Annotated in this window: 8 protein-coding genes; 6 read left to right on the top strand and 2 right to left on the bottom strand. The window is 61.6% G+C overall.

Annotated elements, in window-relative coordinates; genetic code table 11:
* Window positions 1-183: 183 nt before the first annotated feature.
* The 6 genes from miaA (at window position 184) to U1A24_RS15420 (ending at window position 8,705) form a co-directional block, all read left to right on the top strand.
* The gene (miaA, locus tag U1A24_RS15445; RefSeq protein WP_322322870.1) at window positions 184-1,056 is read left to right on the top strand and encodes a tRNA (adenosine(37)-N6)-dimethylallyltransferase MiaA; all 873 of its coding nucleotides are present in this window, start codon (window positions 184-186) and stop codon (window positions 1,054-1,056) included.
* Between the two features lie 154 nt (window positions 1,057-1,210).
* The gene (locus U1A24_RS15440; RefSeq protein WP_322322869.1) at window positions 1,211-2,059 is read left to right on the top strand and encodes an AraC family transcriptional regulator; all 849 of its coding nucleotides are present in this window, start codon (window positions 1,211-1,213) and stop codon (window positions 2,057-2,059) included.
* A 381-nt stretch (window positions 2,060-2,440) separates the two neighbouring features.
* The gene (locus U1A24_RS15435) at window positions 2,441-4,135 is read left to right on the top strand and encodes an ABC transporter substrate-binding protein (RefSeq protein WP_322322868.1); all 1,695 of its coding nucleotides are present in this window, start codon (window positions 2,441-2,443) and stop codon (window positions 4,133-4,135) included.
* Between the two features lie 121 nt (window positions 4,136-4,256).
* Window positions 4,257-5,342 (top strand): ABC transporter permease, encoded by a 1,086-nt coding sequence (locus U1A24_RS15430; RefSeq protein ID WP_322322867.1) that lies wholly within the window; start codon window positions 4,257-4,259, stop codon window positions 5,340-5,342.
* A 7-nt stretch (window positions 5,343-5,349) separates the two neighbouring features.
* Window positions 5,350-6,522, top strand: coding sequence for an ABC transporter permease (locus tag U1A24_RS15425; protein WP_322322866.1), 1,173 nt, complete (start codon window positions 5,350-5,352; stop codon window positions 6,520-6,522).
* 92 nt (window positions 6,523-6,614) lie between these two features.
* Window positions 6,615-8,705: an ABC transporter ATP-binding protein gene (locus tag U1A24_RS15420; RefSeq protein ID WP_322322865.1), complete on the top strand. Its 2,091-nt coding sequence runs from the start codon at window positions 6,615-6,617 to the stop codon at window positions 8,703-8,705.
* Window positions 8,706-8,874: 169 nt separating this feature from the next.
* Here the strand turns inward: U1A24_RS15420 and U1A24_RS15415 are convergent, their stop codons facing one another.
* Window positions 8,875-10,218 carry an FAD-binding oxidoreductase gene (locus tag U1A24_RS15415; protein WP_322322864.1) on the bottom strand — a complete coding sequence of 448 codons (1,344 nt, stop codon included), beginning with the start codon at window positions 10,216-10,218 and terminating at the stop codon, window positions 8,875-8,877.
* On the bottom strand, window positions 10,218-11,375 hold the full coding sequence (argE, locus tag U1A24_RS15410) for an acetylornithine deacetylase (protein ID WP_322322863.1): 1,158 nt from the start codon (window positions 11,373-11,375) through the stop codon (window positions 10,218-10,220). The genes U1A24_RS15415 and argE overlap by 1 nt, the downstream gene beginning before the upstream one ends.
* Window positions 11,376-11,570: the final 195 nt, after the last annotated feature.

Below are 11,570 nucleotides of genomic sequence, written 5' to 3'. Positions count from 1 at the left end.
ATTGACTGGCGGCTAAAATGTCGCAAAACCGGTGCAGGTTCAACGGGGGAAGCGACATTGGGCGTCGCTTTGCTGCGCTGGCCGCTTGGGGGTTTCACACCCCCCATGCCATTGGTCTCTTGAACCAGTGGCGAAACCAATGGCAAACCCGTGGGATATTTATGCCAAGATGAAAGGGCGGAAGTGGGTTTTGATTTGAGCCGGATTTCGCGCGAGGCTCCGGTGTTGATTGCCGGGCCTACGGCGAGTGGGAAATCGGCTTTGGCGCTGGAGTTGGCGGCGCGGGATGGGCGGGTGATCGTCAATGCCGATGCGTTGCAGGTGTATGACTGCTGGCGGGTGTTGTCGGCGCGGCCATCGCTGGCGGATGAGGCGGTGGCGGCGCATGCGCTATATGGTCATGTGGCGCGCGATCAGGCCTATTCGGTGGGGCATTGGCTGCGCGAGGTGCGGGCGTTTCTGGGCCGTCCGGTGGTGATTGTCGGTGGCACCGGGCTTTACTTCAGCGCCTTGACCGAGGGGTTGAGTGAGATCCCGGCGACACCTGCGGAGATGCGGGCGCTGGCGGATCGGCGGTTGGCCGATGAGGGCATCGCGGCGCTGTTGGCGGAACTGGACGCGGGCACTTTGGCGCGGATTGACCGGTTGAACCCGGCGCGGGTGCAGCGGGCTTGGGAAGTGCAGGCCAGCACCGGGCGGGGGTTGGCCGCGTGGCAGGATGCGACCGGGCCTGCGCTGCTGCCGCTTGCCGAAGCTGAGGCGCTGGTGATCCGGCCCGATGTCGCTTGGCTTGATGCGCGAATCGCGCGGCGGTTCGCTGCGATGCTGGCTGAGGGTGCGCTAGACGAGGTGCGCGCCGCCCTGCCCTTTTGGCAACCGGGCCAGCCGTGGGCGAAGGCGATTGGCGCGCCGGAACTGGTGGCGCATCTGCACGGCGAGATCAGTCTGGCCGAGGCGGCAGAGGCCGCTACCTTGGCCAGCCGACAATATGCCAAGCGGCAGCGGACATGGTTCCGATCCCGGATGAAGCACTGGCGCGAGATCACCCTGCCCTGAGCGCCTGATCTTGAGCGCCAGGTTTGCTCCACAGAGTTGCCCACAGTTTTCGGCATCACCTGTGGATAACTCTGCGATATTGCCATCTTTTCGCTTGGGTTGTGTTGCAACCCTCGGTTACATGTTGGAAAAATACAAAAGCAGGCAGCGCATCATGAAGACCTCTCCGCCGAAAACAGGCCCGAAAACCGACGCCAAAGCTGGCCCGAAAACTGGCCCCGACACCGATCAAATGCGGCTGATCGCGATTCCGCGGCTTGCGGCGGGCGGGCGTTGGCGGGTGGAGGCGATGCGCTCGCTGTCTGAAGGCTGCTTTTTATGGTTCACCAAGGGTCAGGGCCGTATCACCGTGGCCGGTCAAACCCGCGGCTATACCGCCAACAACGCGATCTACATTCCGCCCGGCGTGATGCACGGCTTTGAGGTCGGCGCGCAAGTCTTTGGCACGGCGGTGTTTTTCGGTAAAAACTCGACCGTCACCCTTCCGTCTGAACCGCAGCACCTGCGCATCCGCGAAGTCCATGCCCAGCAAGAGGTTAACGTCACGCTGGATATGATCCAACGCGAGATGGACAGCGACACCCCGGCGCATGATCGCGCCACCCGGCATTATCTCGGGCTGTTGGGGGTCTGGCTGGAGCGGCAAATCAGCAAAGCCAGCGCCGAGACCCCGCGCCCGGATGCCGCAAAGCGACTGGTTGCACGCTATACCGCGCTGCTGGAGAAAGAGTTTCGCCGCGGCAAGGGCGTCGGCGAGCTGGCCTGCGATCTGGGCGTCACCGCCACGCATCTGACGCGCTGCTGCCGCGAGACCTGCGGGCGCTCGGCGATTGATCTGTTGCAGGACCGCCGGATCTTTGAAGCGCGGCGTCTGCTGGCGGAAACCGACATGGCGGTGGGGCAGATCGGGGCTTCGCTGGGCTTCACGTCACCCGCCTATTTCACCCGTGCGTTTGCCCATCTGACCGGATCTTCCCCGACGGCTTTCCGCCGCGCAGTCTAGCCAAAACCACAGGTTTGCCGACACATCGCTGCCATTTGCACGATTCGTCCGCTAGAGCGGACAATGTTCCGTGCGGGGCGGAAGCCCCGGCACACAATGGTATGCCGGGGGTATCCTAGGGCTATGCCGCTTTTTGCAGCGGTTTGAGCACCGATTCCGGCAGGGCAATGTCGCTAACGTTACATGCAAGGGCGAATCCAGCCGTTGACGGATTGGTCGAAAAGGTGCCGAATAGGGGGGTGAGGCGCATCATTGCCGTTGCGGAAGTTTCGGGTGCCCGTCGTGGGGAAGGGCCACCGAAAGCTGCATCGGTTCAAGCGCATCGCCAGATTAGAAACGGCCAAAAAAACGTAAAGGCTTCAGCCTTACAGGGAGATACCGATGACCGATACCCGCACCACCGAGCGCGCCTTGCACCCGGCTGCTTACATGCACGCGCAGGAAGTTCAGGATGGCAAACTCAGCCGTCGTGAGTTTCTGTCGCGCACCACCGCTTTGGGCGTTTCCGCCGCTGCGGCTTATGGCCTGCTTGGGCTGTCCGCCCCTGCAAAGGCGCAAGAGGCCAAGGTTGGCGGCGTGGTGCGCTGCGCCATGGAAGTCAAAGCCCAGAAAGATCCGCGCACCGCTGACTGGCCGCAGATCGCCAACATCTATCGCGGCTGGCTGGAATATCTGATCCAGTACAACGCCGACGGCACCTTTGAAGGCCGCCTGCTGGAAAGCTGGGAAGCCAATGCCGACGCCACTGAATACACGCTGAAAGTGCGTCAGGGCGTGACCTGGAACAACGGCGACGCCTTCACCGCCGATGATGTGGTGCGGATGTTTGGCCGCTGGACCGATGGTTCGGTTGAGGGCAACGCGATGGCCTCGCGCTTTGCCGGTCTGATCGAGTCGGTGGCTGCGAAGAATGCCGACGGCAGCGACAAAATGGATGAAGCCGGTGCGCCGGTGATGATCAACCAGATGCGCGATGGGGCTGTGACCAAGGTGGATGAAGCCACCGTCAAGCTGGCGATGTCGGTGTCGGATATCGCTGTTGTGGCGAACCTTGCCGACTATCCGGCGGCTGTGGTGCATGCGTCTTATGTCGATGGCACGGACCCGGCGACCAACGCGATCGGCACCGGGCCTTACATCCCGCAGGAAGTCTCGGTCGGCCAGAAGGTCGTGCTGGTGCGCGCACCGAACCACACCTGGTGGGGTGGCACGGCACCGCTGGACGAAGTGCATTACATCGACTTCGGCACCGATCCTTCGGCGATGGTGCAGCTGGCCGGTTCGGAAGAAATTGATCTGAACTACGAGACCACCGGCGACTTCATCGAGCAGATGGATGGCCTCGGCTGGAAAAAGATCGAAGCGGTGACCGCCTCGACCATCGTGGTGCGGATGAACTCGGCCAACGGCGATCTCTACAAGGACAAGGCTGTCCGTCAGGCGATCCAGAAAGCGGTTGATCCGAAAGTCGTGCTGGAACTGGGCTATAACGGCCTTGGCACCACCGCCGAAAACCACCACGCCTGCCCGATCCACCCGGAATATGCCAAGATCGCGCCGCAGGTGATTGATCCGGCAGCTCTGATGCCTGCGCTGAAAGCCGCAGGTCTGGACACGGCTGAATTCGAGATCATCTCGCTGGACGATGGCTTTGAAGCGGCGACCACCGATGCTGTGGCCGCGCAGTTGCGCGACGCAGGTGCAAACGTCAAACGCACGGTGATGCCGGGCTCGACCTTCTGGAACGACTGGCAGAAATACCCGTTCTCGTCGACGACCTGGAACCACCGTCCGCTCGCGGTGCAGAACATGTCGCTGGCCTATACCTCGACCGGTTCGTGGAACGAAAGCGGCATGGCGAACCCGGACTTCGACGCGGCAATGACCAAGGCTTTGGCGCTGGACAACGCTGATGCCCGCCGTGAGGTCATGGTGACGCTGGAGACCATCCTGCAAGACGAAGGCTATATCATCCAGCCGTACTGGCGCTCGCTGTTCAGCCGCGCCAAGGAAGGTGTCAACGTCGACATGCACCCGTCGTTCGAGCATCACCATTACAAGTGGTCGCTGGCCTAAGCTGACTTGGTCCGGGCGCTTCAGGGTGCCCGGACCACCTCCTCCCGGACTTATAAAAGACTGAACGCAGGCAACAACGCACAGTCAGCGGCCGCTCGTTTGGCGCATAGGGGAACCATTCATGTTAAAATTCGTGGCAAGGCGCTTGGGCGTCATGGTCTTGACTGCGCTGGCGCTGACGTTCGTGGTGTTTTACCTGACCAACCTGCCGCCAAACCTTGAGAAGCTGGCCCGCACCGAAGGCTCGGTGCGCATGACAGATCAGGCGGTGGCCTCGTGGATTGAAAACAACGGCCACGGCGGCTCGGTCTTTGGCCGCTATGCCGAGTGGCTGGGCGTGGCCCCCGGTTGGGTGATGACGGATGACAAGGGTGTCACCCGCGGGCGCTGCATCCAGAACGGGGCCACGGCTGAGACGGCCGCCAGCTACTGCGGCGTGTTGCAGGGCGAATGGGGCTTTTCCACCGTGTTCAAAAAGCCGGTGCTGGAATCGGTACTGCAAAAGCTGGGCTCGACCGGTTGGCTGATGATGTGGGTGATGATCGTCATGGTCCCGGTGTCGCTGATCATGGGGGTTTTGTCGGGGATGCGGGAAGGCTCGCGCACCGACCGCAGCCTGTCGATTGTCGCCATCGCCACCACGGCCACGCCGGAATATGTCTCGGGCGTCATTCTGGTGGCGATCTTCGCCTCGGCCACCGCCGGTATCTCGCCGATCCTGAATGAATGGGGCTGGATTGACAGCAGAACGCTGTTCCTCGGCACCGCAACATCCGCGATGGATCAGATCACCTTCTGGAATTTCGCGCTGCCGGTGCTGACCATCGCCTTGTATGGCATCGGCTATATCGCCCGGATGACGCGGGCCTCGATGACCGAGGTGATGACCCAGCAATATATCCGCACCGCGCGGCTGAAAGGTGTGCGGTTTCGCGATGTGGTGATGCGCCACGCCCTGCGCAACGCGCTGATCGCACCGTTTACCGTGATCATGCTGCAATTCCCGTGGCTGCTGAACGGCGTGGTGATCACCGAGGCGCTGTTCAACTACAAAGGCTTCGGCTGGACGCTGGTGCAAGCCGCCGGCAACAATGACATCGACCTGCTTCTGGGCTGTTCGGTGGTCGCGGTCCTCGTCGTTCTGGTCACGCAGCTGATCTCCGACATCGGCTATGTGTTCCTGAATCCCCGTATCCGGCTGGCATGAGGCAATAATGGACGAAACAACCCTTCTTTCATGGGGCCAGATCATTGCCCGCATCCTCCAGCAGTTTCTGCCGGTTTGGATCGCGCTGATCCTGACCTTTGCCCTGTCGATCCGCTATAAACGCAAGCTGGGGCTTTACGGCAAATTGTTCGACAGCCCCGTCGGCATGGTCGGGCTTTTGCTGGTGCTGTTCTGGGTCTACACCGCGATTTTCGCCGATTACATCATCACGATGGACCCGATCGCGCAGTTTGGCCGGGTGAAGAACCCGTTGCCCGGAACGCCGCTGGTCGATCCGAAAGACGGCCAATACGCTTACTTTCTGCTAGGTGGCGATCACCTGGCCCGCGATGTGTTCAGCCGTGTGGTGATGGGCGCGCGCCGGGTGCTGATGATCGCGCCTGCCGCCACCACCTTCGCCTTCATGGTCGGCGTGACCCTTGGCCTGCCTGCGGGTTATTTCGGCGGCAAGCTGGATACCGCGCTTTCGTTCCTTGCCAACCTCGTGCTGGCCTTCCCGGTGATCTTGCTGTTCTACCTGCTGGTCACGCCGGAAATCCGCAACACCGGTATTCCGGTGGTGCTGGCGGCGGTGCTGTTCATCTTCCCGGTGATCTTCTTTTCCACCCTGTTCAACTCGCGCTTCTTCACCAGCCCGCCCAAGCGCAATCTCTATGTCGGCATCACATTGGTGATCGGCCTCTGGGCCTATTCCGGCCTTGCCTTCAACGCAGATCCGCTTGGCATCTGGTCGATGGACCCGAACCTGCTGAACGTGTTTGTCTCGGTGGTGTTCGTGAACTCGCCCACGGTGTTCCGCATCGTGCGCGGCATCGTGATGGATCTGAAAGCCCGCGATTACGTCGCCGCAGGCCAGACCCGAGGCGAGTCTGCGTGGTATATCATGCTGTGGGAAATCCTGCCCAACGCGCGTGGCCCGCTGATCGTCGACTTCTGCCTGCGCATCGGCTATACTACGATCCTCTTGGGCACCTTGGGCTTCTTTGGCCTTGGCGTCAGCCCGGAAAGCCCGGATTGGGGCTCCACCATCGACGATGGCCGCAAATTGCTGTCGCTGTATCTTCACCCCGCCATCACCCCTGCCCTTGCCCTGATGAGCCTTGTGCTGGGTCTGAACCTGCTGGCCGATGGTCTGCGCGAAGAAAGTCTGAAGGATTGACCGCTTCGGTCATCCTCTGTGCTCAAATATCCCACGGGGGTCTGGGGGTGTGAAGCCCCCAGCTCTGCCCCTTCCGTCAAAGCGAGGCTGCCATGACTGATACCACCTGGGACCCATCGAAACCGATCCTTGAGATCGAAAACCTTTCGATCAGCTTTTTCACAAGGCTGCGCGAAATCCCGGCGGTGATGGATTTTTCCTGCTCGGTGATGGCGGGCGAGTCGATGGGACTTGTCGGCGAGAGCGGGTGCGGCAAGTCGACCGTCGCACTGGCGGTGATGCGCGATCTGGGCAAGAATGGCCGCATCGTCAGCGGCACCATCAAGTTCAAGGGCCGCGATCTGACCCATATGACCGACGAAGAACTGCGCCACATTCGCGGCTCGGAAATCGCGATGATCTATCAGGAGCCGATGGCATCGTTGAACCCGGCAATGAAGATTGGCGCGCAACTGGCCGAAGTGCCGATGATCCATCAGGGCATGGCAAAGGATGAGGCGTGGAAGCTGGCGCGTCAGATCGTGGCCGATGTCCGCCTGCCCGACCCCGACCGCATCCTGCAAGCCTATCCGCACCAGCTTTCCGGTGGCCAGCAACAGCGCATCGTCATCGCGATGGCGCTGATGTCAAAGCCCGCGCTGCTGATTTTGGATGAGCCGACCACCGCGTTGGATGTGACGGTTGAGGCCGGCATCGTCGATCTGGTCAAGGACTTGGGTCATAAATACGGCACCTCGATGCTGTTCATCTCCCACAATCTTGGCCTGATCCTCGATGTCTGCGACCGGCTTTGCGTGATGTATTCCGGCGAAGCGGTGGAAACCGGCAATGTCGTCGAAGTCTTCGACAAGATGCGCCACCCCTATACCCAAGCCCTGTTCCGCTCGATCCCGTTGCCGGGAGCCGACAAGAACACGCATCCGCTGGTGGCGATCCCCGGCAACTTCCCGCTGCCGCATGAACGGCCGAAGGGCTGCAACTTTGGCCCGCGCTGCGATTACTTCAAGGACGGCTTGTGCAATGCCGCCGACGTGCCGATGTTCCCGGTGCCCGGCGATGACCGCCACGCCACGCGCTGCTTCAGGTGGACCGAAATCGACTGGAACGCGCCGATGGCGGTGAAGGCCAGCAAACCCAAGACCCCGATCGGCAAGGTTGTGCTGAAGATGGAGGATCTGAAAAAGTATTACTCTGTCTCCACGGGCGGCTTTGGCAGCGGCACCACAAAGGTGGTGAAGGCCAATGAAACCCTGTCGTTTGAGGCCCGCGAAGGCGAAACCCTTGCCATCGTCGGCGAATCCGGTTGCGGCAAATCTACCTTCGCCAAGGTGCTGATGGGGTTGGAGACCGCGACCTCTGGCTCGATCCTGCTGTTCGATGAAAACGTGCAATCGACGCCGATCCAGCAGCGCAACACCGATACGGTATCTTCGGTGCAGATGGTGTTCCAGAACCCGTTTGACACGCTGAATCCGTCGATGAATGTCGGCCGCCAGATCATCCGCGCTTTGGAGATTTTCAAGCAGGGCAAGTCGGACGCCGAACGCCATGCCCGCATGCTGGAACTGCTCGATCTGGTAAAGCTGCCACGCGCCTTCGCCGACCGGATGCCGCGCCAGCTTTCCGGTGGCCAGAAACAACGGGTTGGCATCGCGCGGGCGTTTGCCGGTGGGGCGAAGGTTGTCGTCGCCGATGAACCGGTCAGCGCCTTGGACGTGTCGGTGCAAGCCGCCGTCACCGATCTGTTGATGGACATTCAGCGCGAGAACAAGACTACGCTGCTGTTCATCAGCCACGATCTTTCCATCGTGCGGTATCTCTCTGACCGGGTGCTGGTGATGTATCTCGGCCATGTGGTGGAAACCGGCACCACCGACGAGGTGTTCCAGCCGCCCTACCACCCCTATACCGAGGCGTTGCTGTCGGCGGTGCCGATTGCCGACACCAAGGTGATCCGCAAACGCATCGTGCTGGAGGGCGATATTCCGTCGGCCATGAATCCGCCGCCCGGTTGCCCGTTCCAGACCCGGTGTCGGTGGAAATCTCTGGTCTCCCCCGCCGGGCTTTGCGACCGCGAAATGCCCCCGATGGTGACGCTGGCGGGCGGCCATCAGATCAAGTGCCACCTCAGCGCCGAAATGTTCGCCTCGATGGAGCCGGTTATTCAGGTCGCAGCGGAGTAGACATCAGGTGGCGGGGTGACCCCCGCCCTTCCGATCATTCTGATAACTTCTGCTTTGGACATCTCTGGATGCCTCCGGCGGGAGTATTTCAGAAAGAGCAATGCCTTAAGGGCATCCTCTGTGCTCAAATATCCCCGCCGGAGGCATCGACGCCGCACCACGCGCGGCGCTACAGGCTCGGCCCCGGCGCGATTTTGCTGCCGTCGCTGAACCGCGACAGCCGGAAGCGGGTCAGATCATGCGCCTCGGTCTTGCCTGCCACCAGATCAGCCACCACCCGGCCCATGCCGGGGCCAATGCCAAAGCCGAGGCCGCTCATCCCCGTGGCGATCACCAGACCGGGGATCGCAGCGACACGGTCGATCACCGGCACCACATCGGGCATGGTGTCGATCATCCCGGCCCAAGCCGCTTTCAGCTGCGGGCGGCCCAACTCCGGCAAAGCTTGGGCGAAATTGTCCTGCACATCCGCCAGCGCCTTCATATTCGGCGCAGGATTCAGCACCCGCAGATGTTCAAACGGCGAGACTTGATCGGCCTGCCATTTGCGCTTGGTGCCCCAGGCATCCGGGTAGTGTTGCGGGGCTGCGGGGCGAAACTTGGTGGATCTGAAATCTTTTTTCAGCACCGGAACATAGGTCAGCATATGGCGAAACGCATCGGGGCCAATGAAGAAGTCATGGCTGGCCCCCGGCGCAATCGTATAGCCGCCATCCAGACGGCGGCGGAAGGCAAAGCGGTCATCCGCCACATCGCCAGCATAGACTTCGGGCATCGCTTCGGTCGCGGCCACTGAGGCCAGAACCGCCAGTTGCGGGATGATCACGCCCTCGGCGCGCAGGAACAGCGACGACCACGCGCCGCCCGCCACCACCACCTGATCGCAGGCGATGCGGCCTTTTTCGGTGTAGACCCCAGTGATGCGGCCCCCTGCCCGATCAAGCCTGCGCACGGCGCAATCCTCGATCAGCACAGCCCCGCGCGCTACCGCGCCCTCGGCCAGCATCGGCACCGCTACCCAAGGTTCGGCCCGCGCATCGGATGGCGTCAACAAGCCACCGATCCACGGTGCTTCGGCGCCTTTGATCGCCGCCTGCACCTGCCCTGCCGATTGCATCACGGTATCAAGACCGTGGGCTTTTGCATGCACCAGCCAGTCGGAGAAGCCCTGCATTTCGGCCTCGGTGCGGGCGAGATACATCACGCCTTCCTGCCGAAACCCCAGACCTGCGCCGAATTCCTGTGACAAGGATTTCCAGATCCGCAGCGACTCGATCATGATCGGCAATTCGCCCAGATCGCGGCCTTGCTGACGGATCCAGCCCCAGTTGCGGCTGCTTTGCTCGCCCGCAATCCGGCCCTTTTCGCACAGCACAACCTTCAAGCCAGCCTCGGCCAGATGCCAGGCCGTCATCACGCCAATCACACCGCCCCCCAGCACCACCACATCGCAGGCGGCAGGCAAGGCGCTGGTGAAGCGGGGTTTATTGGCTTCCGAGATCGGGAATTGCATCAGGCGAGTTCCTTCAACAGACCCTGCATGAACCGCAATCCGGCGTCCCATTCCGCCAGTTCCAGATATTCATCCACCTGATGCGCCTGCGCGATATCGCCCGGACCACAGACCACGGCGGAATAGCCCGCCTCTTGGAATTGCCCGGCTTCGGTGCCGTAAGACACCACCCCAACCGTGTTGTCGCCAGTCAGCAGCCGCACCAGATATTCGGCGGCACCATCGGTTTCAGGCTTCAGCCCCGGCACTCCGAAAAACTTTTCCAGATGCACGCCCGCTTCGGGCCGCACGGCTTTCAGCGCCGCGTCCAACCGCCCTGCTTCGGCTTCGAACTCTGCCGCCAATGCGTCAATATCCTCGCCCGGCACCACCCGCATTTCAACGGCAAATGTGCAATCGCCTGCGGTGATGTTATGCGCCGTGCCGCCTTGAATCATGCCAACATGCAGGGTGGTAAACGGCGGATAGAACGTCGCGGCCACCGCAGAGATCGGCCGCGCCTGAATTTCAGTGTTCTTGGCATTGACCCAAGCAATCAGCCGCGCGCCTTCCATGATCGCCGACACGCCGTAAGGCAGCAGCGAGGAATGCACCTCAAACCCCTTCACATGCACATGATAGCCAGTGCCGCCCTTGTGGCCGTGGATCAGCTTCATGCGGGAAGGCTCGCCAATCACCGCAGCCGAGGCTTGTGGCAACACCGCCTGCATCGCGGCGATCATCGGCGGCGCACCAGTGCAGCCAAGTTCTTCGTCATACGACAGCGCCAGTTGCAAAGGCCGCGTCACGCCTTGGCGATGCGCGCGCACCAAGGCCCAGACCGCCAGCGCGACATAGCCCTTCATGTCGCAAGTGCCTCGACCATAGAGCCGCCCGTCGCGTTCGGTCACCACCCAAGGATCCGACGACCACGCCTGCCCATCGACAGGCACCACATCGGAATGGCCCGACAGCACCACGCCGCCCTCGACCCACGGCCCGACATGCGCGAACAACGCGGCTTTCGTGCGATCTTCATTCCAGTGCTGATGCGACGTGATGCCATGCCCCGCGAGGTAGCCTTCCAGCCAGTCAATCAGATCGAGATTGCTGCCGCGACTCACCGTCGGGAAGCCCACCAGTTGCTGCAGCACTTGACGCGGCGTCAGTTCGTCCATTTTCAGCCCCCATATGTTGTGGCGGAAGGTGCCGCCCGCCACTCTCCCTGTCAATCCCAGCAAATCGACGACCAAACGCTACAAAACGCCGGAAAAACAATCTGTATCGAAGCGAAAATTCAGGATTGATAGCTGAGGGGAAATCGTCAAGACTTCCCCATACAACCGGAGCGGCACTGATCGACTTTGGACAAA

The sequence above is a fragment of the Cypionkella sp. genome (genome assembly GCF_034376685.1).
Classification (GTDB): Bacteria; Pseudomonadota; Alphaproteobacteria; order Rhodobacterales; family Rhodobacteraceae; genus Cypionkella.
Note: the sequence above shows the minus strand (reverse complement) of the source record. Positions and strands in the feature narration are given on the sequence as shown.